Annotated in this window: 25 protein-coding genes; 14 read left to right on the plus strand and 11 right to left on the minus strand. The window is 68.3% G+C overall.

Annotated features, from left to right (window positions below; translation table 11 throughout):
- The first annotated feature begins 75 nt into the window (after nucleotides 1–75).
- Nucleotides 76–1,035: a DMT family transporter gene (locus FHS00_RS08480; RefSeq protein WP_183471814.1), complete on the plus strand. Its 960-nt coding sequence runs from the start codon at nucleotides 76–78 to the stop codon at nucleotides 1,033–1,035.
- Here FHS00_RS08480 and choV read toward each other — a convergent pair.
- The 3 genes from choV to FHS00_RS08495 form a co-directional block, all read right to left on the minus strand.
- Nucleotides 986–2,032, minus strand: a complete 1,047-nt coding sequence (gene choV, locus FHS00_RS08485) for a choline ABC transporter ATP-binding protein (RefSeq protein WP_183471816.1) — start codon at nucleotides 2,030–2,032, stop codon at nucleotides 986–988. The two genes, FHS00_RS08480 and choV, sit on opposite strands and share 50 nt — an antisense overlap.
- A 2-nt stretch (nucleotides 2,033–2,034) precedes the next feature.
- Nucleotides 2,035–2,865 carry a choline ABC transporter permease subunit gene (gene choW, locus FHS00_RS08490; protein ID WP_183471818.1) on the minus strand — a complete coding sequence of 277 codons (831 nt, stop codon included), beginning with the start codon at nucleotides 2,863–2,865 and terminating at the stop codon, nucleotides 2,035–2,037.
- Between the two features lie 174 nt (nucleotides 2,866–3,039).
- Nucleotides 3,040–3,978, minus strand: a complete 939-nt coding sequence (locus FHS00_RS08495; protein ID WP_183471820.1) for a choline ABC transporter substrate-binding protein — start codon at nucleotides 3,976–3,978, stop codon at nucleotides 3,040–3,042.
- Between the two features lie 110 nt (nucleotides 3,979–4,088).
- On the opposite strand from FHS00_RS08495, the gene betI reads away from it, so the two are divergent.
- The 5 genes from betI (at nucleotide 4,089) to FHS00_RS08520 (ending at nucleotide 10,156) form a co-directional block, all read left to right on the plus strand.
- Nucleotides 4,089–4,664, plus strand: a complete 576-nt coding sequence (betI, locus tag FHS00_RS08500; protein ID WP_183471822.1) for a choline-binding transcriptional repressor BetI — start codon at nucleotides 4,089–4,091, stop codon at nucleotides 4,662–4,664.
- Entirely contained in the window at nucleotides 4,661–6,172 is a 1,512-nt protein-coding gene (betC, locus tag FHS00_RS08505) for a choline-sulfatase (RefSeq protein WP_183471824.1), read from the plus strand. The genes betI and betC overlap by 4 nt, the downstream gene beginning before the upstream one ends.
- Before the next feature lie 34 nt (nucleotides 6,173–6,206).
- Nucleotides 6,207–7,664 (plus strand): betaine-aldehyde dehydrogenase, encoded by a 1,458-nt coding sequence (gene betB / locus FHS00_RS08510; RefSeq protein ID WP_183471826.1) that lies wholly within the window; start codon nucleotides 6,207–6,209, stop codon nucleotides 7,662–7,664.
- Between the two features lie 74 nt (nucleotides 7,665–7,738).
- Complete coding sequence (gene betA, locus FHS00_RS08515) at nucleotides 7,739–9,394, plus strand: choline dehydrogenase (RefSeq protein WP_221188765.1); 1,656 nt, start codon at nucleotides 7,739–7,741, stop codon at nucleotides 9,392–9,394.
- An 81-nt stretch (nucleotides 9,395–9,475) separates the two neighbouring features.
- Entirely contained in the window at nucleotides 9,476–10,156 is a 681-nt protein-coding gene (locus FHS00_RS08520) for a thermonuclease family protein (RefSeq protein WP_183471828.1), read from the plus strand.
- A gap of 4 nt (nucleotides 10,157–10,160) precedes the next feature.
- On the opposite strand, the gene FHS00_RS08525 is transcribed toward FHS00_RS08520, so the two are convergent.
- Nucleotides 10,161–10,580, minus strand: a complete 420-nt coding sequence (locus FHS00_RS08525; protein WP_183471830.1) for an ion channel — start codon at nucleotides 10,578–10,580, stop codon at nucleotides 10,161–10,163.
- Nucleotides 10,581–10,804: 224 nt separating this feature from the next.
- Here FHS00_RS08525 and FHS00_RS08530 point away from each other — a divergent pair, with 224 nt between their 5' ends.
- Nucleotides 10,805–11,191, plus strand: a complete 387-nt coding sequence (locus FHS00_RS08530) for a hypothetical protein (protein WP_183471832.1) — start codon at nucleotides 10,805–10,807, stop codon at nucleotides 11,189–11,191.
- Nucleotides 11,192–11,349: 158 nt separating this feature from the next.
- A complete protein-coding gene (locus FHS00_RS08535; protein ID WP_183471834.1) occupies nucleotides 11,350–11,568 on the plus strand; it encodes a hypothetical protein in 219 nt (72 codons plus the stop codon).
- A 216-nt stretch (nucleotides 11,569–11,784) separates the two neighbouring features.
- Here the strand turns inward: FHS00_RS08535 and FHS00_RS08540 are convergent, their stop codons facing one another.
- Nucleotides 11,785–12,291, minus strand: a complete 507-nt coding sequence (locus FHS00_RS08540; RefSeq protein WP_183471836.1) for a DUF4174 domain-containing protein — start codon at nucleotides 12,289–12,291, stop codon at nucleotides 11,785–11,787.
- 270 nt (nucleotides 12,292–12,561) lie between these two features.
- On the opposite strand from FHS00_RS08540, the gene FHS00_RS08545 reads away from it, so the two are divergent.
- The 5 genes from FHS00_RS08545 to FHS00_RS08565 are packed head-to-tail and all read left to right on the plus strand — an operon-like array spanning nucleotide 12,562 to nucleotide 15,886.
- A complete protein-coding gene (locus FHS00_RS08545; protein ID WP_183471838.1) occupies nucleotides 12,562–13,032 on the plus strand; it encodes a GNAT family N-acetyltransferase in 471 nt (156 codons plus the stop codon).
- A 31-nt stretch (nucleotides 13,033–13,063) separates the two neighbouring features.
- Nucleotides 13,064–13,774, plus strand: a complete 711-nt coding sequence (locus FHS00_RS08550) for a tellurite resistance TerB family protein (protein WP_183471840.1) — start codon at nucleotides 13,064–13,066, stop codon at nucleotides 13,772–13,774.
- Complete coding sequence (locus tag FHS00_RS08555) at nucleotides 13,774–14,787, plus strand: endonuclease/exonuclease/phosphatase family protein (RefSeq protein WP_183471842.1); 1,014 nt, start codon at nucleotides 13,774–13,776, stop codon at nucleotides 14,785–14,787. The genes FHS00_RS08550 and FHS00_RS08555 overlap by 1 nt, the downstream gene beginning before the upstream one ends.
- Before the next feature lie 10 nt (nucleotides 14,788–14,797).
- Nucleotides 14,798–15,172, plus strand: a complete 375-nt coding sequence (locus FHS00_RS08560) for a hypothetical protein (protein WP_183471844.1) — start codon at nucleotides 14,798–14,800, stop codon at nucleotides 15,170–15,172.
- A 60-nt stretch (nucleotides 15,173–15,232) separates the two neighbouring features.
- Nucleotides 15,233–15,886, plus strand: a complete 654-nt coding sequence (locus tag FHS00_RS08565) for an HAD-IA family hydrolase (protein WP_183471846.1) — start codon at nucleotides 15,233–15,235, stop codon at nucleotides 15,884–15,886.
- On the opposite strand, the gene FHS00_RS08570 is transcribed toward FHS00_RS08565, so the two are convergent.
- From FHS00_RS08570 to FHS00_RS08590, 5 genes are all read right to left on the minus strand, one after another.
- On the minus strand, nucleotides 15,876–17,423 hold the full coding sequence (locus FHS00_RS08570) for a Ppx/GppA family phosphatase (RefSeq protein WP_246391208.1): 1,548 nt from the start codon (nucleotides 17,421–17,423) through the stop codon (nucleotides 15,876–15,878). The two genes, FHS00_RS08565 and FHS00_RS08570, sit on opposite strands and share 11 nt — an antisense overlap.
- 143 nt (nucleotides 17,424–17,566) lie before the next feature.
- Entirely contained in the window at nucleotides 17,567–18,331 is a 765-nt protein-coding gene (locus FHS00_RS08575; protein ID WP_183471850.1) for a glycosyltransferase family 29 protein, read from the minus strand.
- A gap of 6 nt (nucleotides 18,332–18,337) precedes the next feature.
- A complete protein-coding gene (locus tag FHS00_RS08580) occupies nucleotides 18,338–20,506 on the minus strand; it encodes an RNA degradosome polyphosphate kinase (protein WP_183471852.1) in 2,169 nt (722 codons plus the stop codon).
- 84 nt (nucleotides 20,507–20,590) lie between these two features.
- On the minus strand, nucleotides 20,591–21,250 hold the full coding sequence (locus FHS00_RS08585; protein WP_183471854.1) for a P-loop NTPase family protein: 660 nt from the start codon (nucleotides 21,248–21,250) through the stop codon (nucleotides 20,591–20,593).
- Nucleotides 21,235–22,380, minus strand: a complete 1,146-nt coding sequence (locus FHS00_RS08590) for an AI-2E family transporter (protein ID WP_343064594.1) — start codon at nucleotides 22,378–22,380, stop codon at nucleotides 21,235–21,237. The genes FHS00_RS08585 and FHS00_RS08590 overlap by 16 nt, the downstream gene beginning before the upstream one ends.
- A gap of 175 nt (nucleotides 22,381–22,555) precedes the next feature.
- Here FHS00_RS08590 and proS point away from each other — a divergent pair, with 175 nt between their 5' ends.
- The gene (proS, locus tag FHS00_RS08595; protein WP_183471856.1) at nucleotides 22,556–23,893 is read left to right on the plus strand and encodes a proline--tRNA ligase; all 1,338 of its coding nucleotides are present in this window, start codon (nucleotides 22,556–22,558) and stop codon (nucleotides 23,891–23,893) included.
- A gap of 3 nt (nucleotides 23,894–23,896) precedes the next feature.
- On the opposite strand, the gene FHS00_RS08600 is transcribed toward proS, so the two are convergent.
- Nucleotides 23,897–24,874: an NAD(P)-dependent alcohol dehydrogenase gene (locus FHS00_RS08600; protein ID WP_183471858.1), complete on the minus strand. Its 978-nt coding sequence runs from the start codon at nucleotides 24,872–24,874 to the stop codon at nucleotides 23,897–23,899.
- Nucleotides 24,875–24,954: the final 80 nt, after the last annotated feature.

Consider the following 24,954-nt stretch of genomic DNA (forward strand, 5'->3'; position numbering starts at 1 on the left):
GGCCAAGCGGGACCTCGGCCTGGTCAGGCTTGCATCCGGTCCGGCTTTGCGATCCTGTGGCGGCAGGAGATTTACATGACGACAGCATATATTTCGCGCCCGGCCTCCGCCCCGCTCGTCGGGATCGGCTGGATGGTGGCGGCGGGGCTGTGCTTCGTCGGCATGACGGTGCTGATCAAGTCGGTCGGCGCGGCGCTGCCGGCAGCACAAACGGCGGTACTGCGCTTCGCGCTGGGGCTGCCGTTTCTGCTGCCCATGCTGCCGGCGCTGGCGCGGGTGCGGCTCACGCCGTCGCATTGGAAGTTGCTGAGCCTGCGCGCGGTGCTGCACAGCGCCGGGGTCGGGCTGTGGTTTTTTGCGATCGCGCGCATCCCGTTGGGCGAGGTCACGGCGATCAACTACCTCAACCCGATCTGGGTGACGGTCGGCGCGGCTTTGCTGATGGGTGAAAGGCTGCCGCCCCGGCGGCTGGCTGCGGTGGCGGCAGCGTTCATCGGCGCGCTGGTGGTGTTGCGGCCCGGCCTGCGCGAGATCGATCCGGGCCATGTCGCGATGATGGGCACGGCGATGCTGATCGCCTCGGGCTACCTGGTGGTCAAGCGGCTCTCCGAAGATCTTCCGGCCGAAGTAATCGTCGCAATGATGTCGCTGATGGTGCCGCTCGGGCTGCTGCCTTTCGCGCTACCGGTCTGGCAGACGCCGGGCGCGACCGAGCTCATCTTGCTGTTCGCGGCGGCGGGGCTCGGCACCGCCGGGCATTACACGATGACCCGGGCCTTCGCGGCGGCGCCGCTGACCGTGACCCAGCCCGTGACATTTCTGCAGCTGGTCTGGGCGGTGGCGGTCGGGGCGCTGCTCTTCGGCGAGCCGGTCGATCCCTTCACTCTGCTGGGCGGTGCGATCATCATGGGCGCGGTGATCTTCATCACTTGGCGTGAGGCGCGGGCGCGGCGGGCGGCGATCGCCGCCGCGCCCGACGCGCTGCTCAGTCGGTCGGCATCTGGCCCAGCCGCTCGAGGATCGAGCCGGGGCTGACCTGGCCGATGACGCGGCCGCCCTCGGTCACGTCCAGCGGCGCAGGCGTGGCATGGATGCGCGCCATCACTTCGAGGATCGGCGTGTCGGCCGTCACCTGTCCCTCGGCCGCAAGCTGGGCGTCGGGGTCCATCACGTCGCGGGCGCAGAGCACGCCGAGCGGGTTCATGTGGGCCACGAAGTCGCGGACGTAGCCATTGGCAGGACGGGTGAAGATCTCGCGCGGGGTGCCCGACTGGACGATCCGTCCGCCTTCCATGATGGCGATGCGGTTGCCGAGCTTGAACGCCTCGTCGAGATCGTGGCTGACGAAGATGATGGTGCGCTTCTTGCGCGCCTGCAGGTCGAGAAGCTCGTCCTGAAGCCGCGAGCGGATCAGCGGATCGAGCGCCGAGAACGGCTCGTCCATCAGCAGGATCGGCGCGTCGGTGGCGAAGGCGCGGGCGAGACCCACGCGCTGTTGCATGCCGCCCGAGAGCTCGCCCACCAGCGCATCGGCGCGATCGGCGAGACCGACCATCTCCAGCTCGGTTTCGACCCGCTCCCGGCGCTGGGCCTTGGACATGCCGCCCAGCTCCAGCCCGAGGCCGACATTGTCGCGCACCGTCCGCCAGGGCAGCAGGCCGAACTGCTGGAACACCATGGCGACGTGGTGCAGCCGGATCTGGCGCAGCGTCTTCTTGTCGGCATGGGTGACCGAGGTCATCTCGCCGTTCATGCGCACCCGCACGTCGCCGCGCACCACCGGGTTGAGGCCGTTGACCGCCCGCAGCAGCGTCGACTTGCCCGAGCCGGACAGGCCCATCAGCACGAGGATTTCGGCCTCTGGCACGTCGAGCGTGCAATCGTGCACGCCGAGCACCTGGTCGGTCTTCTCGGCGATTTCGGGCCGCTCCTGCCCCTCGTCCATCAAGGGCAGGGCAGTCTCGGGCTTGTCGCCGAAGACGATGTTGACGGCGTCGAACTCGACGGCGTTGCGTTTGCTCGTATCGGTCATGGTCATCCTCGTTTCACCCGCAGCGCCCGGTCGAGCATGATGGCGACCACGACGATCACGAATCCGCTCTCGAAGCCCAGCGCGGTGTTGACCGAGTTGAGCGCACGCACCACCGGCACGCCGAGCCCGTCGGCGCCGACGAGGGCCGCGATCACCACCATCGACAGCGACAGCATGATGGTCTGGTTAAGGCCGGTCATGATCTGCGGAAAGGCGGAGGGCAGCTCGACCTTCCACAACAGCTGGCGCGGGGTCGCGCCGAAGGCCTGCGCGGCCTCGACGAGCGCGGTGGGCGTGTTGGAGATCCCGAGCTGGGTCAGTCGGATCGGCGCCGGCAGCACGAAGATCACGGTGGCGATCAGGCCGGGCACCATGCCGATGCCGAAGAACACGATGGCCGGGATCAGGTAGACGAAGGTCGGCAGCGTCTGCATCAGGTCGAGCACCGGCGCGACCCAGGCATAGAGCTTGGGACGGTGCGCCACGGCGATGCCGATCGGCACGCCCACGCCCATGCAGACCACGCAGGCCGACAGCACCAGCGTCAGGCTCTCGGTGGTTTCTTCCCAGTAGCCCTGATTGAGGACGAAGAGAAAACCCAGCGCGACCAGCAGCGCCGGCTGCCAGCGGCGCTGCAACGCGTAGGTGAGGCCCACGAAGACGGCGATGACGACCAACTCTGGCGGCGTCTGCAGCAGCCACAGGATGCCGTCGATCATGCCCTCGAGCAGCAGCGACAGGGTGTCGAAGACGATGGCGAGGTTGGTCTCCAGCCAGTCGAAACCATCGGCGGCCCAGCGGCCCACTGGGATCTTGGGGATGGTCATTTCCATGGCGCGCGGCCTCGGTTCGGTCCGGTCATCGGGGTCTCCGTGTCGGGAATGCGACGCCGGGCGCCGCGGGTCGGATGGGCGGGGGCCGCCGAGCGGCCTGAGATCCGGGCCCGGCCCCTGAAACGGGGCCGGGGTAGGGGCGCGCCATGCGCGGCGCGCCCGGCGAGAAGGCCCTCAGCCCTCGATCGCGGATTTGACGGCGGGCAGTGCCTCGCCGCCGTCGAGCGTGGTCACGCCTTCGAGCCAGGGCTCGACGGCCTCGGGGTTGGCGGCGAGCCACTGCTGCGCCGCCTCGCGCGGATCCATCCCGTCATTGAGGATCGAGCCCATGATCTCGTTCTCCATCTCGAGCGAGAACTCGAGGTTCTTCAGAAGCTGGCCGAGATTCGGGCACTCTTCGACAAGACCCTTGCGGGTGACGGTGTAGACCTCGGCGCCGCCGAGATTCGGGCCGAACCAGTCGTCGCCGCCCTCGAGGTAGGTCATGTCGTAGTTGGCGTTCATCGGGTGGGGCTCCCAGCCGAGGAAGATCACCGGTTCGTCGCGCTTGGAGGCGCGGTCGACCTGCGCCAGCATGCCCTGCTCGGAGCTTTCCTTGACCTCGAAGTCGCCCAGACCGAAAGCATCGGTCTCGATCATCTCGAGGATCAGCTGGTTGCCGTCATTGCCCGGCTCGATGCCGTAGATGGTGTTCTCGAGCGCATCGGCATGCTCGGCGATGTCGGCGTAGTTCGCGATGCCCAGCGCCGCGCCGGCCGCGTTGGTGGCCAGCGTGTACTTCGCGCCGGTGAGGTTCTTGTGCACCGTCTCGATGCTGCCATCCTCGGTGTAGGGGGCGATCTCGCTCGACTGCGTGGGCATCCAGTTGCCCAGGAACACGTCGATGTCGCCATCCGACATCGAGGTGAAGGTCACCGGCACCGAGAGCACCTTGATCTCGGGCTCGTAGCCCAGACCTTCAAGCACGATGGCGGTGGTGGCGGTGGTCGCGGTGATGTCGGTCCAGCCGACGTCGGACATCACGACGTCGCGGCATTCGGCGGCGTCCTGGGCAAAGGCGCCTGTGGCGGCGGTGGCGAGCGCCAGGGCGCTGATCGTGGTGCGAAGCATCATGGTCGTCCTTCCTGTGGTGTTTTGGTTCTTGATTGACGCGTCAATAAAAAGCCTATTAGGGTCGCGGTTGCAACCCGGTCGTTGAACCGGAGCGGATCAGGAGACCCTTGATGCCCAAGCTCGGGATGGAACCTATAAGGCGCGCGGCCTTGGTCAAAGCGACGATCGAGGAGATCGGCGAACAGGGTTCGCTCGATGTCACGGTGGCGCGGATCGCCCGGCGCGCGGGCATGTCCTCGGCTCTGGCGCATCACTATTTCGGCAACAAGGAAAGGATCTTCCTCGCCGCCATGCGGCACCTGCTGGCCGAGTATTCCGCCGAGGTGCGCGACGCGCTGATCGAGGCGCAGGGCGACCCGCGCGCCCGTGTCGCCGCGACCCTACGCGCCAATTTCGGCCCCTCCAACTTCCGCTCCGAAGTGGTGGCGGCCTGGCTCAATTTCTACGTCCTCGCCCGCACCTCGGAGCCCGCCGCGCGGCTGCTACGGATCTATCACCGCCGGCTGCGCTCGAATCTCGCGCATGATTTGCGGCCACTTCTGGGGGCGGGTGCCTCCGATGCAGCCGAGCGCCTCGCCGCGCTGATCGACGGGATGTATCTCAAGCAGGGCCTCGCGGGCGGCCCAGCCGACGGGCCCGCCGCCACGCGACAGCTGCTCGCCGCGCTGGAACTGGAGCTGAAATGACCCCGAGCCGCAACATCCTCATCGTCATGGCGGACCAGCTGAACGGGACGCTGTTTCCCGACGGCCCGGCCGACTGGCTGCACGCGCCGAACCTCAAGAAGCTGGCCGCCCGCTCGACGCGTTTCGCCAACGCCTATACCGGCAGCCCACTCTGCGCGCCGGGGCGCGCCTCCTTCATGTCTGGCCAGCTGCCATTCCGCACCGGGGTCTACGACAACGCCGCCGAGTTCCCTTCGGACATCCCCACCTTTGCGCATCACCTGCGCCGGGCCGGCTGGCTGACCTGCCTGTCGGGCAAGATGCATTTCGTCGGCCCCGACCAGTTGCATGGTTTCGAGGAGCGGCTGACCACCGACATTTATCCTGCCGATTTCGGCTGGACGCCGGACTGGCGCAAGCCGAACGAGCGGATCGACTGGTGGTATCACAATCTCGGCTCGGTGACCGGCGCCGGGGTGGCCGAGATCACCAACCAGCTCGAATATGACGACGACGTCGCGCATCAGGCGAAGGCCAGGCTCTACGACCTCGCGCGTGGCCATGACGCCCGGCCCTGGTGCCTGACGGTGAGCTTCACCCATCCGCACGACCCCTATGTCGCGCGGCGCAAATACTGGGATCTCTACAACGACTGCGCCCATCTCGACGCGCCGGGCGAGGCGATCCCCTATGACGAGATGGACCCGCATTCGCGCCGCCTGTGGGACGCTTGCGATTCGGACCGCTTCGACATCACGCCCGAGCAGGTCCGCCGGGCCCGGCAGGGCTATTTCGCCAATATCAGCTATGTCGACGACAAGCTGGGCGAGATCCTGCAGGTGCTTGAGGACACGCGCCAGGAGGCGATCGTGGTCTTCGTGTCAGATCACGGCGACCTGCTGGGCGAGCGGGGCCTGTGGTTCAAGATGAACTTCTTCGAGGGATCGGCCCGCGTGCCGCTGATGATCTCGGCGGCCGGCATGGAGCCCGGCCTCGTCACCGACCCGGTGTCGAGCATCGACGTTACGCCGACCCTGTGCCAGCTCGCCGGCGTCGACATGTCCGAGGTCACGCCCTGGACCGATGGCGAGAGCCTCGTGCATCTGGGGCAGGGCGGCCGGCGTAAGACGCCGGTGGCGATGGAATACGCCGCCGAAGGGTCGATCGCGCCGCTGATCGGCCTGCGGCAGGGGCGGTTCAAATATACCGCCTGTCCGGTCGACCCCGAACAGCTCTTCGATCTCGAGGCCGACCCGGGCGAGCGGACCAATCTCGCCACCGATCCCGCCCATGCCGAAACGCTGCAGCAATTCCGCCAGCTTGCCGCCGAACGCTGGGATCTCGGCCTCGTCGATGCCCAGGTGCGCCAGAGTCAGGCCCGCCGCTGGGTCGTTTACGAGGCGCTCCGGCAGGGCGGCTATTACCCTTGGGACTACCAGCCGCTGCGCGCCGCCTCCGAGCGGTACATGCGCAACCACATGGACCTGAACATTCTCGAGGAGAGCCAGCGCTTCCCGCGTGGTGAGTGATCTCTCCCCTTCACCATTCCGAAAGTACGCAGTCATGACCTATCCGACCCAGCCCGAGGCCAGCCATTTCATCGACGGCCAGTATGTCGAGGACGCGTCCGGTGCGGCGCTTCCAGTGATCTATCCCGCCACCGGCGAGAAGATCGCCGATCTGCACGCCGCGACCCCGGCGCTCGTCGATCGGGCGCTGGAAGCGGCGCGTCGCGCGCAGCCCGCCTGGGCCGCGATGACCGGCACCGAGCGCGGCCGCATCCTGCGCCGCGCCGCCGACATCATGCGCGCCCGCAACCGCGAGCTGTCCGAGCTGGAAACCCGCGACACCGGCAAGCCGCTGCAGGAGACCCTGGTCGCCGACGCGACCTCCGGCGCCGACGCGCTGGAATATTTCGGCGGGCTGGCCGCGACCCTCTCGGGTGAGCACATCCAGCTCGGCGAGGATTTTGTCTATACCCGCCGCGAGGCGCTGGGCGTCGCGGTCGGCATCGGCGCCTGGAACTACCCCACCCAAATCGCCTGCTGGAAGGCCGCGCCGGCACTGGCCTGCGGCAACACCATGGTGTTCAAGCCCTCCGAGACGACGCCGCTCTGCGCGCTCAAGGTGGCCGAGATCCTCAAAAAGGCGGGGCTGCCCGACGGCGTGTTCAACGTGGTGCAGGGCTATGGCGAGGTCGGCGCCGGGCTGGTGAGCGACGATCGCGTGGCGAAAGTTTCTCTCACCGGCTCGGTGCCGACTGGGCGCAAGGTCTATGCCGCCGCCGCCGAGGGGATGAAATCGGTGACGATGGAACTGGGCGGCAAGTCGCCCTTGGTGATCTTCGACGACGCCAGCCTCGAGGACGCGGTCTCGGCGGCGATCAACGCCAACTTCTACTCGACCGGGCAGATCTGCTCCAACGGCACCCGCGTCTTCGTGCAGGACGGCATCCGCGAGGCGTTTCTCGCCCGGCTGGCCGAACGGCTGAAGGCCGTGAAGACCGGCGACCCGCTCGACGAGGCGACCAATTTCGGGCCGATGGTGTCCGAGAGGCAGCGTGAGATCGTCGAAGGCTTCATCGCCAAGGGCCAGCAGGAAGGCGCGCGACTGGTCGCGGGCGGCGGCCGGCTAGAGGGCGAGGGTTTCTGGATCGAACCCACGGTCTTCGCCGATGTCGAGGACCACATGACCATCGCCCGCGAGGAGATCTTCGGCCCGGTCATGTCGGTCTTCGGCTTCGCGACCGAGGAAGAGGCGCTGGAGCGCGCCAACGCGACGATTTACGGGCTCTCGGCCGGGGTCTTCACCCGCGACATCGCCCGTGCGCACCGCTTCGTGGCGGCGCTGCAGGCCGGATCGTGCTGGATCAACACCTACAACCTGACGCCGGTCGAGGCGCCTTTCGGCGGCATGAAGATGTCCGGGGTGGGCCGCGAGAACGGCCGGGTGGCGATCGAGCACTGGAGCCAGCTCAAGACCGTCTACGTGGCCACGGGCGCCGTCGAAGCCCCGTTCTGAACCGGCCCCCGAGGGGGCGCAACAAGACGACCGTCGAGCGGCCCCGAGGCCGCTCCGGCAGAAGGAAGCCTGACATGGAAGCGGACTACGTCATCATCGGGGCCGGCAGCGCCGGCTGCACCATGGCCTATCGCCTGTCCGAGGCGGGAAAGAGCGTGATCGTCATCGAGTATGGCGGCACTGATGCCGGGCCGTTCATCCAGATGCCGGGCGCGCTCAGCTACCCGATGAACATGTCGCGCTACGATTGGGGCTACCGCTCCGAGCCCGAGCCGCATCTGGGCGGCCGGCGTCTCGCCACGCCGCGCGGCAAGGTGATCGGCGGCTCGTCGTCGATCAACGGCATGGTCTATGTGCGTGGCCATGCGCGCGACTTCGACACCTGGTCCGAGATGGGGGCCGAGGGCTGGGACTATGCGAGCGTGCTGCCTTACTTCAAGCGGATGGAGAACTGGCATGATGGCGGCCACGGCGGCGACCCCGCGCGGCGCGGCCATGACGGGCCACTTCATGTCACCCGCGGTCCCCGCGACAACCCGCTGACCCGCGCCTTCGTCGAGGCCGGCGGGCAGGCGGGCTACCAGCTCACCGACGACTACAACGGCGAGAAGCAGGAAGGCTTCGGCCCGATGGAGGCGACGATCTGGCAGGGCACCCGCTGGTCGGCGGCCAATGCCTATCTGCGTCCCGCGCTCAAACGCGACAACTGCAGCCTGGTGCGGGGACTGGCCCGCAGGGTCGTGATCGAAGAGGGGCGCGCGACCGGCGTGGAAATCTCGCGCGGCAGCCGGGTCGAGGTGATCCGTGCGCGCGCCGAGGTGATCGTCGCGGCCTCTTCGATCAACTCGCCCAAGCTCCTGATGCTGTCGGGGATCGGCCCGGCCGCGCATCTGGCCGAGCACGGGATCGACGTGGTGGCCGACCGCGCGGGCGTCGGCCAGAACCTCCAGGATCACCTGGAAATGTACATCCAGATGGCCGCGACCCAGCCGGTCTCGCTGTTCAGCCACTGGAACCTCTGGGGCAAGGGCAAGGTCGGCACGCAATGGATGCTGAGCCGCACCGGGCTCGGTGCGTCGAACCAGTTTGAGAGCGCGGGCTTCATCCGGTCGCGCGCAGGCGTCGAATATCCCGACATCCAGTATCATTTCCTGCCCATGGCCGTCCGCTATGACGGGCAGGCGGCGGCGGAGGGGCATGGTTTCCAAGCGCATGTCGGCCCGATGCGTTCGGGCTCGCGGGGTCATGTCACGCTGGCCTCGAGCGATCCGGCCGAGGCGCCGAAAATCCTCTTCAACTACATGTCGACGGAGCAGGACTGGGAGGATTTCCGGACCTGCATCCGGCTGACACGCGAGATCTTCGCCCAGCCGGCCTTCGCGCCCTATCGCGGCCACGAGATCCTGCCCGGCGAGGCCTATCAGTCGGACGAGGATCTCAACGAGGCGATCAAGGAGCATGTGGAGAGCGCCTATCACCCCTGCGGCACCTGCAAGATGGGCGCCCGCGACGACGCGTCGGCGGTGGTCGATCCGGAATGCCGGGTTATCGGGGTCGAGGGGCTGCGGGTCGCCGACAGCTCGATCTTTCCGCGCATCACCAATGGCAACCTCAACGCGCCGTCGATCATGGTGGGCGAAAAGGCGTCCGATCACATTCTCGGCCGCAAGCTCGACCCGCTGCAGGAAAAGCCGTGGATTCATCCCGCTTGGCGGGTTGCGCAGCGCTGAGACTCGCGCCTAGCACGAAATCCTTAACTATTCGTTAACGAAACACTTGCCGGGGGCGTCGAAAGCGCCGACATCTCCGGCATGGCCTGCTTCGCGATCTTCGCCTTTCTGGGGCTTTGCTCGATCGAGCCCGCTCCCGCAGCCGGCCCGTCAGGTATCGTCGCCGTGATCGACGGCGACACGCTCGACGTGGGCGGCGCACGGGTGCGGCTGCACGGTGTCGACGCCCCCGAGAACGCGCAGCGCTGCGACACCGGATCAGGCGCACAATGGGCCTGCGGCGACTGGGTCACGCAAGAGGCGTCCTTGCGTTTCGCGGGGCGCGAGGCGCGTTGCGAGACCGTCGACATCGATCGCTACGAACGCATCGTCGCACGCTGCGCCGTGGATGGTGCCGATATCGGCGAGACGCTGGTCTCGGAGGGGCTGGCGCTAGCCTATGTCGAGTATTCCCGCGCCTACGAGGCACAGGAAGCCGAAGCACGCGCCGCCCGGCGCGGCATCTGGCGCGGCGAGGTTCAGGCACCCTGGGATTGGCGCCGGGCCAAGAGGGCAGGGCAGGGCATCCCTGACCCCGCACCGGAGCGCATCGAGGCTGGTGGCTGCGCGATCAAGGGCAACATCTCCGGCGGAGGACGCATCTACCACATGCCGGGCGATCCCTATTACGGCCGCACGAAGATCGACACGGGCGCCGGTGAACGCTGGTTCTGCTCGGAGGCCGAGGCACGGCGCGCGGGTTGGCGCCACGCCGGGAGCTGACCCCTCAGCGGTGCTTTTCAAGCTGCTTGGCGGAGACGTCGTAGATGAAGGTCGCAGACCAGGTGATGATCATGAAGCCCGCCATCGCCTGCGCGCCGACGACCAGACGCATCGGCCCGGTCACGTCGAGATCGGCGAAACCCACGGTCGAAAAGGCAATGGCCGAGAGATAGACGTAGTCGATCCAGTTGGTGAAGCTAACGCCGAAGCCGCCGGGCCAAGCCTGCTCCTGCAGCAACACGTAGAGCATCGCCCCGATCGCGATGTGCAACGTGTGCAGCAATGCCGTCAGGATGAAGGCGCCGAGCGGTACCAGCGAATTGCGGCCTTTCGCGGGGGGCAGGATGTGCCGACACAGCACCAATCCGAAATGGTGTACCGATCCCAGGACGATCACGAACAGAATGGCGATGGTCAGCAACATGCGGATCGAGCTAGCCCGCATCACCAGTGCAGCAAGCGAAAAGGCGTGGCGCCAGCTTGCGCTGCAAAGCCCGAGGCATCACGACAGCGCGCAGTCACATTCAAGGAGCAGGCGCGTCGTCTTCCAGGTCGTCCAGACCCATTTGGGAATGGCGAAAGCCGACGTGGCGCGGTATCCGGCGGGCTGCCGCACCCGTCGCGGCGCTGCCCGAGGACGAGTTTGACATGGAAAAGCATCGCGGATTTCCCGGCCGGCTGCCCGGTACCGATTTCCAGTTCACCATTCGCCGCGCCTCCAAGGAGGGGCCGACGAAGATCATCCGTCGCGAGCGATTCCGCGACCGGCGCCCGCCCGACCGCCGCGCCGACGAGGGCTTCATGGCCGCGCTCTGGGCGCATTTCGGCGAGGAGCCCTTCGTGCGCGGCAATCTCGATGCCGGGCGGCTGAGCTGGCTGTTCGGCCGCGAGGTGGTGCCTGCCGAGGAGCCGTTCGATCCGCAGGACTACGACGCGCTGCTCAGGATCGACCTGGCCCAGGCGCGCCGCTCCTTCCCGGACGTGTTCGGCGACGTCCCGGGTGAAGGTGAGGACGAGGAAGACAAGGGCTGGTGACCCGGTCCAAACCGGGCGCGGGTGGCGGGATGTCGCCCATGCCATGGCCTGCGTGCCCAAGGCGCGAAACCGTGCGTGTTGCTCTCTTGCACGAGCTTGCGCGAAGTGGCAGTGACGGTCTCATCTGGGGCACCACCATTCATTTTCGGAGACCAAGAATGGCATCCAAGTTCAAACTCTTCGGCGCGCTCGGCGTCGCCGCCATCCTCGCTGCCTGTGGCGCGACCCCCGGTGAGCGTGCCGCGACCGGCGCCCTCGCGGGTGCTGCCGCTGCCGAACTGACCGGCGAAGACGCGATCACCGGCGCGCTGGTCGGTGGCGCCATCGGCGGCATCGCGCCCTGCGTCACCAACCCGAACGCGAACGGCTGCTACTGAGCCCTTCGCGCACCCGGCCTTGGCCGGGAGCGGTTGACATGATGGACCGCCGGGAGTGATCCCGGCGGTCCATTTCGTTTTGCCGATGGTGGGCGGGCCAATCGTCAATCGTCGCAAGGCTTTGTGTCGACTGAGGAAGGGTGTCCGCACGCGATAGCCGAAGCGTGCAAGGCGGTTCCGGTCCGATCGGGACGCGGAGTGCTCGCGCCAAAACGGTCAGCGCGTCTCCAGCGCTTGCGCCCCAGCGCCGCCCACGGGGCGGTTGGCGTCTCGGATCTCCTGCTGGCGCAGGGGCAGCTTGTCGATTGCCCGGATCAGCTCGCGCGCGGTGAAGGGCGCAGGTTTGCGCTGGGCGATGCGCCCGTCCTTGCCGATCAGGATCACAGCGAAGCCCCGTGGCCTGAGCACGCGCCGGATCGGGCTGCGGGCGGCGGGATCGGTATCGATCAGCACGATCGCGTCACGGGCCACGAGGTCGTCGATTCGCTCGGCCAGAAAGCTCATCTGTCGCTGGAACTGCGGGTCGTTGGCGTTGTCGGCGAAGACGATGATCGGCCGCGCGACATGGAGGAATTCGGCCAGCTCCGCCTCGGCCACCGGATAGGCCGCGCGCGGCTCCTCCAGCCATCGCTCCAACGGCCCCGGCGCCTCCTGCGCGGCGGCGAGCGGAGCGGCCCAGAGCAGGGCGACGAGAAGCGCGAGCATGGGGCGAAGCTGTGTCATGTCTTCAACATAGGCGCGAATGTGCTCCGCGCGAAGGGTGCTGCGACAATCGACGCTGGGCAGGCGCAACGTCTCGGGGCACGACCCCACTCTCCCGAGGCCGCAGGAGGGTGTCGGGACGGAATATTCCCAGCGGATCGGGGGGCTGCGCCACACGCGCGCCTTGCGATGGCTCTGCCGCGATGGGCCGCGGCGATCTTCGGATCGGTCTTGCAGCGGCGCGCGCGACGCGACATCACGGTTGCCGAGACCCGCTGCCGGAGACCCGTCATGATCCGCCCCGCCACGCCCGAGGACGCCCCCGCGCTGGGAGCGATCTGGAACCGGGTGATCCGTGAGACCACCTCGATCTTCAACGCGACCGAGCGCAGCGAGGCCGAAATTGCCGAGATCACCTGCTCGGGCGATCCCTTCTTCGTCTGGGACGAGGGCGGGGTGCGCGGGTTCGCCCGCTGGTTTCCCTTCCGCGGTACCGACGGTTATCGCCACACGGTGGAGCATACGATCCTGCTCGCGCCCGACCTGCAGGGGCGCGGTGCCGGGCGGATGCTGATGGGGCGGTTGTTCGACACCGCCCGCGCCGCCGACAAGCATGTGATGGTCGCCTGCGTCACCGCCGAGAACACGGCCGGCATCGCCTTTCACGAACGCCTGGGCTTCGCCCGGACCGGCACCATGCCCGAGGTCGGGCGCAAGTTCGGCCGCTGGCTCGACCTCGCGATCCTGCAGAAACCTCTCTGACATTGCCGCGCTGCGGCGCTAAGGTGGCCCCATGTCGATTTGGACCCGTATCGCCGAGATCATCGCCGCCCTCAGGCAGGGCGAAAGCCTCGCTTCCATCTTCGAACGCATGCGCACCCCGCCGGAGCGCAGCGTCGCCTTCGCGATCGCGGTGATCGCGCTGGGCGCCAAGATGGCCAAGGCCGACGGTCTCGTGACCCGCAACGAGGTCGCGGCCTTCCGGGAGGTGTTCACCATCCCCCCAGAGGAGGAGGCCAACGCCGCGCGGGTCTTCGACATGGCGCGCACCGACGTAGCAGGCTTCGAGGATTACGCCCGCAAGATCGCCGCGATGTTCCGCGGCGAGAAGGGGCCGCTTTGCGACCTGATGGAAGGGCTGTTCCACATCGCGCTCGCCGATGGCGACTACCACCCGGCCGAGAACGCCTTCCTGCGGCGGGTCGCCGAGATCTTCGAGATCGACGAACGCGCCTTCGCCCGGCTGCGCGCCCGCTTCGTGCCCGATTGCGAGCCGGATCCGTGGGACGTGCTAGGCGTGGCGCCCGAGGCCGGGCGCGATGCCGCCCGCGCCGCCTGGCGCGCCATCGTGCGCGAAACCCATCCCGACCGGCTTGCCGCGCGCGGCCTGCCGGAGGAGGCGATGAAGCTGGCCGAGAGCCGGTTGATCGCCGCGAACCACGCCTGGGAGCGGATCGAGACCGGGCAGGCGGCCATGGCAGGCGGTGAGGGGAGCCGGGGCTGATGCGGCTGGCGACGTGGAACGTCGCCTGGTTCGACCGGCTGTTCGACGATGCGGGCCGTCCGCAGCGTGACGGCGCCGACAGCGCGCGGCACGGCGTCACCCGCGCCCGGCAACTCGACGGGATATCAAAGGTGCTACGCGCCCTCGATGCCGATGGCATCGTGGTGGTGGAGGCGCCCGATACCGGCGGGCGGCGCAACGGGGTCCGGGCCCTCGAGACCTTGGCCGGCGAAATCGGCCTGCGCGCCCGCAGCGCGCTGATCGGCTTTCCCAGCCACACCCAGCAGGAGATCGCCTTCCTGTACGATCCCGATCGGCTGACGGCCCGGCACGATCCGCGCGAAAGCTTGCGGGCGCCGTGCTTCGACACCCATGCGGGCCATGGCGAAAGCCGGATCGTCTGGTCGAAGCCCCCCTTGGAGCTTGCCATCGAGGCGGGTGGACAGGCGTTTCGACTGATCGGCGTGCATGCCAAGTCCAAGGCACCGCATGGTGCCGAGACTCCGCAGGCGCAGCGCCGCGTCGCGGTCGAGAACCGGCGCAAGCAGATCGCGCAATGCAGCTGGCTGCGTGGCCGGATCGAGGATCATCTCGACGCGGGCGAGGCTCTCGTGGTGATGGGCGATTTCAACGATGGCCCGGGCCTCGACGCGCAGGAGGCGCTGTTCGGCCGCTCGGGCATCGAGATCGCGCTGGGCGAGGACGGACCGCCGGAGCGGCGCCTGTTCGACCCGCATGCCCGGCTGGCGCTGGCGCACCCCTTGGCGGCGCAGCCGGCCACCGCGCGATTTGCCGTGCCGCCCGACTGGCGCATCCTCTCGGCGCTTCTCGACTACGCGATGATCTCGCCCGACCTGCGCGCCTTCTCTCCGTGCTGGCGGATCTGGCACCCGTTCGACGATCCCGCGATCTACGCCGATGCCGATCTGCGCGCGGCGCTGCTCGCAGCCTCGGATCATTTCCCCGTGACGCTCGACCTCGATCTCTCTGGAAACACCGCCGCCGACAGCTAGATCGCGGAGCATGAAACGTATCATTCCGATCACCGTCGCCGCTCTTCTCGCCGCCCCGCTTCAGGCGCAGACACCCGAGCCCCCTGCCGAGGATGAGGGCTTCAGCCTCATGCAGCGGGGTGCCGAACTGTTTTTCGAGGGCATTCTCGGAGAGATGGAGCCCGCGATCGAGGATTTCCGCGCCTTCGCCGAGATGGCGGAGCCGCATCTGCGCGCGCTGCTGAGCGAAATGGGGCCGGCGCTGATGCAGGTGCTCGACCGGATCGACGACATTGCCAATTACGAGGCACCCGAGATCCTCGACAACGGCGACATCATCATCCGGCGCAAGCCAGAGGCCCCCGATTTCGCGCCTGACCCCGAGGCTCCGGAAATCGACATATGAGCCATTGCCGCCCCGGAGGTCCGGCGCGTAACCTGATTTCATGACCAACGGGACCGACGCATGACGCAGACCGGAGGCGGCGCGTGCGCCGCGGTATTCGACCTCGACGGCACGCTGATCGACAGCGCGCCCGACATCGCCGACGCAGTGAACCGGACCTTCGTTGCACACGGGCTCGACGCGACCGACGAAGCCGTCGTGACCGGTCTGATCGGCAATGGCGCGCGGCAGCTGGTCGCGGATCTGCTGACCCGTCAGTGCATTCCCGCAGCGCCCTCCGACATTGCCATCCTGACCGAGGCCTATGTGGCCTCCTATGCCGAGCGACCGGTGGCACGGACCACCATCTACCCGCATGTGGCCGAGGATCTTGCCGAGCTGAAGCGGGCGGGCTGGCGGCTGGGGCTGTGTACCAACAAGCCGCAGGCGCTGACGTTGGCGGTGCTGGAGGGGCTGGGGATGGCGCCCTTCTTCGACGCGGTGCGCGGCGCCGATGCCGTGCCCGCCCGCAAGCCCGATCCCGGCCATCTGCGGGCGGTTATCGAGGCGCTGGGCGTCGACCGGGCGATCTATGTCGGCGATACCGAGGTCGATGAGGCGACGGCGCTCGCGGTGGGTATGCCGTTTCGGGGGGTGGCCTGGGCCGCGCCGGGGCGGCTTTCGGTGGCCGAGTCGACGCGGCTCGCCCGGCTTTCCGACCTGCTCAATCCCTGATCCGCACCTCGCCGGTAGCGTCGAGCGCGGCGACCAGCGACTTGAACCGCTGCTCGGCCACCTCTCCGAAGAGCGACTTCGCGCGCGGGTCCAGATCGAGCGTCAGCGTGCGGTCGACGGCGTTCCAGGCGAGGTTGCCGGGCACCGTCTCGGCCCCGAGCCACATCATCGCCCCCAGCCGCATCGCGCGGCCCAGCACCTCGGCCTCGCGCTGGTCCTCGTCGGAGACCAGCGTGAACATCTGCTCGTAGCGCACTCCCTCGCGCTTGTTGGAATAGCGGTGCATCAGCGCCAGGCCGAGGAAGACCCGCTCGGAGTGCTTGAGCCCGCCGAGATTGGCGCGCGTCGCGTTGTCGAAGCAGACCTGCGGGCGGTAGTCGGGATGCGCGCGCCAGCTGACATCATGCAGCAAGCAGGCGGCCTTGATGATCCGCTTGCGCTGCCAGTCGGCATGCGGAAACAGCGGCCGGACGAAGTCGAACAGGATCGGCCCGAAGCCCGGCATCCGCGCATCCTTGGCCTCGGCGAAGCGGCAGGCCTCGATCAGCGGGTCGCGGTCGCGCAGGGCAGGGGGCATCTGCTCGTAGAGCATGCCCTCACGGATACCATAGGACGAAATGGTGATGTCCTTGGGCTGGAACACCTGCACCAGTTGGTCGAGCACCCGGATCGCCAGCGGCACCAGTGCCATCCGGTCGGAGGATATGCCGGCTCGGCCGCGCAGATCGGAGGGGTCCTCCTGCTCGATATACTTGCGCGTCTCGGCAACGGCCTCGGTGGTCATCCGATATTCGTGCAGAACTGTGAGCGGGTAGTCGCGCCGGGTCATGTCGCAGCGCGCGATCGCCCGCCAGGAACCGCCGACGAGGAACAGCCGCATGCCCGTCTCGCCGTCCATCTGCTCGTGGATCTGCTCGATCGTGGACTTGATGTAGGCGTCGAGACCCTTCTCGCCGCCCTTGACCTCCTTGAGCTTCAGCGGGCCCAGCGCCGAGGTGAGGCGTCGGCCGACCTTGCCCTCGGCGATGTCCGCCAACTCCATCGAGGAGCCGCCGATGTCGCAAACCATGCCGTAGGAGCCGGGCCAGCCCAGGAGCACGCCCTGCGCCGAAAGCCGGGCCTCTTCCTCGCCGGTGATGACATGCATCTCGATCCCGGTTTCGCGCAGCACCTCCTCGCGGAACTCGGGCCCGTCCTCGGCCTCGCGAACGGCAGCGGTGGCCACGGCGGTGAGCGGCGTGATGTTCATCCCCTCGGCGAGGGTGGCAAAGCGCTTGAGCGCCTTGAGCGCCCGCTCGCGCCCCTTGGGCGAGAGGCGGCCGGTCTCGGACAAGCCCTCGCCCAGCGCGCACATGATCTTTTCGTTGTAGAAATAGGCCGGGGAACGGGCGGCACCGTCGAACACAACGAGCCGGACCGAGTTCGAGCCGATATCGACCACGCCCACGCGGCTCAGTGCACGGCTCTCGGGATCGTTGAAAAGCGGCCGGCCGAAAGGCCCCCAGTCGCCGCGATGCGCGTCGCCTTGATCGTTCATGAAGCCCCCATGATCCTGCCGCAGCATGTGGCCCGGCCCTTCACGGAGTCAACGCTCCGCCTCGGTGGCGGTCTTAGCGGCTGGAGCGCGCAGGGCAAACAGGAAATGACCCGCGCCTTGATCGGATTGGGAAAAAGCCCGTTTCAGGCCTCCAGCGCTGCGGCAACGCCCTCTCCCAAGGCGATCTCCACACCTTCCGCGCGAGCGAGATCCAACTCTCGGGTGACGAGCTGCCTTTCGGCCTCGGGATCGTGCACGCCGGTCCGCGCCACCCAGTCTCGCGCCCCCTGCGCCCCGGCACCGGCGGCGTTGTATCCGGGCGCATAGCCGGTGCGAAAGAAGGTGAAGCCCGTCAGCGACAGCGCGGCGGGGCGGGCGGCGAGCATGGTCAGGATCGCCACCGCGCCGCTGGTCGGAAAGGCCGGGGCGAGCGCGGCGCACCATTGGGCATAGAGATCGGGATCGGGCATCCGCAACGCGATGCCGAGGCTGTCGAGCCGGCGGCGCGCCCGGGGCAGGTCGCTGGTGATCCGGCCGGGGCCAGCATGCGGGAAGAGAACGGTCGACAGCCCTTGGGCGCGCATGATCTCCGGATCGAGGCGCCCGGCGGAGCGGGTGCCGCTTTCCTTGAGATTGTGCACCAGCATGTCGGTGCGCCGTCCCAGCGCACCCTGCGCCGCCTGCGCCATGGCCAGCCCGTTGTTGATCCGCACCACGAGGTCATGGCCATCCGGATCGAGCGCGCCGAGCTCGCCGGCCGCGGTGTCGGCGGGGCCGATCACCACCACCCGCGCGCGGCGCAGCGCCGCCATGTCGAGCCGCAGCGACGCGTCGTCACGCACCGCGGCGAATTGCGCGGCCCGCCTGCGGTCGAGCCGGCGGCGGTTCCAGTCCGAGAGCAGGCTCATGCGGGATCAGTCATGCGCATGGGTGAGTTGCGGCACGTCGCCCGCGCCCGCCGTGCCGCGTCCCGACAACGAGGGGTTTTCCATGAAGAAGCGGTGGCAGGAAAAGGCGCGCCCATCCTCGGGCCAGTCGGCGCGGCCGAAGCGGCCATCTGGCCCCATGACCCAGCTCTGCGCCACGTCGGCGAGGTTGGCGGCCATGATCTGGTCCGTGATCTGCGCCTTGACGGTCGCGTTGGTGATCTCGACCAGCGTCTCGACCCGGCGGCTCAGGTTGCGACCCATCCAGTCGGCCGAGGAGATGAACACCCGCGCCTTCTTGGAGGGCAGGCCGCGCCCATTGCCGAAGCAGACGATCCGGCTGTGCTCGAGGAAGCGGCCGACGATCGACTTCACCCGGATGTTCTCGGACAGGCCCGCAACGCCGGGCCGCAGCCCGCAGATGCCGCGGATCACCAGCGAAATCTTCACCCCCGCCCGGCTGGCCTCGTAGAGCGCGTCGATCACTTCGGCCTCGACGAGCGAGTTCATCTTGGCCCAGATCTCGGCCGGGCGGCCGGCACGGGCATGCTCGGCCTCGGCCTCGATCATCTCCAGGAGTCGCGTCTTCAGCGAGATCGGCGAAATGGCGAGGTTCTCGAGGCCGAGCGGTTCGGCCGAGCCGCCGATGTAGTTGAACACCTTGGTGGCGTCGCGGCCCAGCGCCGCGTCGCAGGTGAAGAAGGACAGGTCGGTATAGATCCGTGCGGTGATCGGGTGGTAGTTGCCGGTCCCGAAATGCGTGTAGGTGACGAGGCTGTCGCCTTCGCGCCGGACCACCGTGCTGATCTTGGCGTGGGTCTTGTACTGCGTGAAGCCGTAGACGACATGCGCGCCGGCGCGCTCCAGCCTACGGCTCTGGCGTATGTTGGCGGCCTCGTCGAAGCGGGCCTTCAACTCGACCAGCGCGGTCACCGACTTGCCCTCCTCGGCCGCCTCGCAAAGCGCCTCGACGATCGGCGAATTGCGTGAGGTCCGGTAGAGCGTCTGCTTGATCGCCACCACGTCGGGATCGGTCGCCGCCTGCTGCAGGAAGCGGTTGACCATGTCGAAGGTCTCGTAGGGGTGGTGCAGCAGCATGTCCTTCTGGCGGATCGCCGCGAACATGTCGCCGTCGTGATCCTGCACCCGTTCGGGCACGCGCGGCGTGAAGGGCGGCCAGAGCAGGTCCGGGCGGCTATCGGTGACCAGCTCCTTGAGATTGCCGATGCCGATCAGCCCCTCGACCTCGACCACCTCGGCGTCGCGGATGTGCAGCTCTTCCATGATGGTGGCCTTGAGCGCCGACGGCGCCCCCGCCGAGAGCTTCATCCGCACCACTTCGCCGCGGCGCCGGCGCTTGAGCGCGACCTCGAACTCGCGCACGAGATCCTCGGCCTCCTCCTCGACCTCGAGGTCGCTGTCGCGCAGCACCCGGAAGGTGCAGTGCCCCTTCATCTTGTAGCCGGGAAAAAGCTGGTCGAGGTTCAGCAGCAGCAGCTCTTCGAGCGGCAGGTAGCGTTGCCCCTCCTCGGAAGGCAGCGGCACGAAGCGGTCGATCTGCGCCGGAACCGGCAGCAGCGCGCGCAGCGACTTCTTGTCCGACACCCGCTCCAGAGCGAGCGCGAGCGCCAGACCCTCGTTGGGGATGAAGGGAAAGGGATGCGCCGGATCGATCGCCAACGGCGACAGCACCGGGAAGACCCGGTTGAGGAAGGCGTCGGCGAGAAAGGCGCGATCGGCCTTGGTGATGTCCTCGCGGGTCAGGATGGCGATCCCCTCGCGCGCCATCTCGTCACACAGCGCCTTGAAGATCTCCTGCTGGCGCGCCATCAGCGCCCGCGCCTCGCTGTCGATCTGCCGCAGCTGTTCGGCCGGGGTCAGCCCGTCCATCGCCGGCGTGGCATTGCCCGTCTGCGCCAGCTCTCGCAGGCCGGCGACGCGGACGGTGTAGAATTCATCGAGATTGGTGGCCGAAATCGACAGGAAGCGCAGCCGCTCCAGCAGGGGCACGCGCGGGTTCTCGGCCTCCTCCAACACCCGGAAGTTGAAGCCGAGCCAGCTGAGCTCACGGTTGACGAAGCGCGCCGGGCCGGTGAGGTCGGCGTCGAGCGAAACCGGCTCGGCGAAACCGGCGGCGAGGAAGTCGGCCTGTGTCATGGGAGCTGTCTGGCGCATCTCGGCAACATTGGTGTGACGGAGCCTCAGTATCGCGCCCGCATGTCGGGATTGTCCAGCGGGGCCTCAGCCGGCGTCCAGCGCCCGGCGGGCAAGCGCCCGGCTCACCGGCCGCCCTTCGGCCAGCGCCATCCGGTCGAGCCGGGCGACGACGGCGGCGGCGGCGGCGAAGCTGCGCTCGATCCGGGTGGCGAGATAGGGGATGACCCCGACCATCGGCACCAGCTGCCGGTCGGCGAAATGCTTGGCGAGCACCGCGCCCAGCAGCCGGTCGTCGGGATCGGCGATCCGGGCCACCGCCGTGGCCTGCAGCCGGGAGGCCAGATCGGGGAGCCGGATTTCGAGCCGCGCCGGCGGCCGGTCGGCGGTCAGCAGCAGCCGTCCGCCCGATGCCGCGAGGCGGTTGTGCAGGTGGAACAGCGTTGCCTCGGCAGCGGGCGCGAGGCGCTGGACATCCTCGACAACGATGGCGGCGCCGGGGCCGGGCGGCGGCAGGCTCGGCCCGAGATCCCGCGCCGGCAGGATCATCGCGTCCGTCTCCGCCTGCCAGAGCCGGGCGAGGTGGCTCTTGCCCGATCCGCGCGGGCCGATCAGCGCCAGCTTGCCCTCGGGCCAGACCATGGCGGTGACCATGTCATGCGCGGCGCGGTTGGCCTCAGAGAGGATGAAGTCCTCGGGCCCCAGCGATACCGCATGCGGCAGATCGAGGCTCAGTTGCCACGCCATGCGCCCTCCGGCGAGGCCGTGCCAGCGTCCTGCGCCGCGCCGGACGCGATAGTTTCAGACGCCTCCAGCGGCGGCGTCGGGTCGCTGCCACGATAGAGCGCACTGTGCTGGTAGCGATCGATCGCGAAGCGGGCGAACACGCCGAGGCTCGCCGCGATCGGCACCGCCGCCAGCATGCCGACGAAGCCGAACAAGGCTCCGAACACTGCCAGCGCGAACAGCAGCCAGACCGGGTGCAGGCCTACCGAGGAACCGACGAGCCGCGGCGTCAGGATGTTGCCCTCGATCATCTGGCCGGTGACGAAGATCCCCGCCACCGCGCCGATCCAGATCCAGTCGCCCCAGAACTGGAACAGCGCGAGTCCGATCGCCAGCACACCGCCAACCAGCGCGCCGACATAGGGGATGAAGGTGACGAGACCTGCCAGCGCGCCGATGACGAGGCCGAAATTCAGCCCCACCAGCGCCAGCGCCACCGCGTAGTAGGTGCCGAGGATCAGGCAGACGAGGCCCTGGCCGCGCACGAAGGAGGCCAGCGTGCGATCGACCTCGCGCGCGAGCTGGCGGATGGTCGGCGCGTGCTCGCGCGGCAGCAGCTCGTCGATCCGCGCCACCATCCGGTCCCAGTCGACCAGCAGGTAGACCGCCACCACTGGCACCACCACGAACAGCACCAGCAGGTTGATGACCCCCATGGCAGAGGAGAGCAGGCCGTTGATGATCTCGCCGCCGCGTGCCTGCACCGCCGCACCGATCGCGTCGAGCTGGCCGCGGATGGTCGAGCTTTCGTCCATCAGGTCGGGAAAGCGCAGCGCCAGCCAATCGCGCAGCCCCGAGAACAGCTCGGGCGCGGTCTGCACCAGCTGGCTGGTCTGGCGGATCAACGTGGGTATCAGCAACAGCACGGCCGCGGCGAAGACCAACACTGCGCCCAGCGCGATCACGGCCACCGCCCAGCTCCGGCTCAGCCCCAGCCGTTCCAGCCTATCGGCCACCGGATCGAGCAGATAGGCCAGCGCCCCGCCCAAGAGGAAGGGTAGGATCACGTCGCCCAAGAGCCACAGCAGCACGAAGGTGACGGCGGCGATCACCGCCCAGATGCGTGCCTGTTGCTGGATCGGAAGTGCCACGGTGGGGGCTCCTTGGGGTAGTGTCCCACCTATCTCGCCGCCGGGGGGCGGGCGCGCAAGCCTTTTGGACCGTGCCGGAACGCCGGGGCAGGGGCGGGACTGCGCTTGTCAGGTGCCCGGCTCTGCCCTAGAGGGGGATTCGTCCGCCCGGCTCTCTAGACATAGGAATTCCTCGATGCGCCTGACCCGCTATTTCCTGCCCGTGCTCAAGGAAACCCCGGCCGAGGCGCAGATCGTCAGTCACCGCTACATGCTGCGCGCGGGGCTGATCAAGCAGGCTGGCGCCGGCATCTATTCCTGGCTGCCGCTGGGGCTGCGGGTGCTGCGCAACATCGAGCGGATCGTCGACGAGGAGCAGCAGAAGGCCGGGCACATCCCGCTCTTGATGCCGACGCTGCAGCAGGCCGATCTGTGGCGCGAAAGCGGGCGCTACGAGGCCTATGGCGAGGAGATGCTGCGCATCAAGGACCGTCAAGGCCGCGAGATGCTCTACGGCCCGACCAACGAGGAGATGATCACCGACATCTTCCGCAGCTATGTCTCGTCCTACCGCGACCTGCCCAAGACGCTCTACCACATCCAGTGGAAATTCCGCGACGAGATGCGTCCCCGTTTCGGCGTGATGCGCGGCCGCGAGTTCCTGATGAAGGACGGCTACAATTTCGACGTCGACCGCGAGAGCGCGCTTGAAGCCTATGACCGCCACATGGTGAGCTACCTGCGCACCTATGAGCGGATGGGTCTCAAGGCGATCCCGATGCGCGCCGATTCCGGCCCGATCGGCGGCGAGAACACCCACGAGTTCCTCGTGCTGGCCGAGACCGGCGAGAGCGAGGTGTTCTACGACAGCGCGATTCTTGATCTCGAGCTGGCCGACCGCATGGTCAATTACGAAGATCCCGCCCAGCTCAAGGAGATCGTCTCCGAGTGGACCACGCCCTATGCGCGGACCGACGAGACCCACGACCCGGCGCTGTTCAACGAGGTCCCCGAGGAGCGTCGCCGTTCCTCGCGCGGCATCGAGGTTGGTCAGATCTTCTATTTCGGCACCAAGTATTCCGAGGCGATGGGCGCGACCGTGACCAATGCCGAGGGCAAGCGCGTGCCGGTGGAGATGGGCAGCCACGGCATCGGCGTCAGCCGTCTCGTTGGCGCGATCATCGAGGCGAGCCACGACGAGAAGGGCATCATCTGGCCCGAGGGCGTGACGCCGTTCCATGTCGGCATCGTCAACCTGCGTCAGGGCGACGCCGAGACCGACGCCGCCTGTGCCGGCATCTATGCGGGCCTGCGGACGCTGGGTCTCGATCCGCTCTACGACGACCGCGACGAGCGGGCGGGCGCGAAGTTCGCCACCATGGACCTGATCGGCCTGCCCTGGCGGATCACCGTCGGACCCAAGGGGCTCAAGAACGGGGTTGTGGAGCTGGTTTCGCGCCGTACCGGTGAGAGCGAGGAGCTGCCGCCCGAGCAGGCGGTCGAGAAGATCGCCCGGATCTACGCCTATCTCTGAGGCCTAGGCCTCGTCGGGCAGCAGCACCACGGCGCCGCGCTTGCGGCGCGTGGCGACCCGATCATAGGCGGCGGCGATCTCCGACAGCCGGTAGCGGCTGTCGATCACCGCGCGCAGGTCGCCCGCCTCGACGAGACGGGCGATCTCTTCCATGTCGGCGCGGCTTTCATTCGCCATGCCGCTCCGGGCGCGGCGGCCGCCCCGACCCGCGAAACGGGCGGCGATCTCGGTGCCGAGACCGGCATAGACCAGCAGCAGCCGCCCACGCCGCCGCAGGGCCCGCATCCGCCGCTTGAGCGGCGCGGCGCCGACCGTGTCGAAGATCACGTCGAAGCGGTTCTCATCGGCGAAGGGGTCCTCCTCGTCATGCGCGATCACCTCGCGCGCCCCCAGATCGCGCACCAGATCCGAATTGGCGGCCGAACAGACCGCGGTCACATGCGCGCCCATGGCCCGGCCGATCTGTACCGCCGCCGCGCCGACCTCGCCCGAAGCGCCGACCACGCAGAGGCGGTGCTTGGCCTTGAGCCGCCCCTTGTCGCGCAGGAACTGCAGCGCCGTGGTCGCGCCGAAGGGCAGCGCGGCGGCCTGGCTGTGGATCAGCACATGTGGCTTGTGGACCACCGCACCCTCCGCGGCGATCACCACCGCCTCGGCATGGGCACCCAGCTTCATCCCGGTCGAGCCGAACACCTCGTCGCCCGGCCCGAAACGGGTGACGTCCTCGCCCACCGCCTCCACGACCCCGGAGAAGGCGGAGCCCAGCACCGGCTGGCGCGGCCCGGTCCAGCCCATCGCGGCGCGCAGAACCAGCCCGTAGCCCGCCGGCACGGTCAGCGAGCGGATGCGCCAGTCGCCGGCGCTCACCGTGCTGGCGCAAAGCCCGACGCGGATCTCGCCCGGCCCCGGCTCGGGCAGGGGGCGTTCGACGATCTCGAGATGCTCGGTCCCGCCATAGGCGCGGCAGATCACGGCGCGCATCGGCGCTTCTCCTCCAACTGCGGCCATGGGCGCGCCCGGCGCGCATGACATCCCCGCAACTAGCTGGCCCGCGCGCGACG

This window comes from Limimaricola variabilis (assembly GCF_014195545.1).
Taxonomy (GTDB): domain Bacteria; phylum Pseudomonadota; class Alphaproteobacteria; order Rhodobacterales; family Rhodobacteraceae; genus Limimaricola; species Limimaricola variabilis.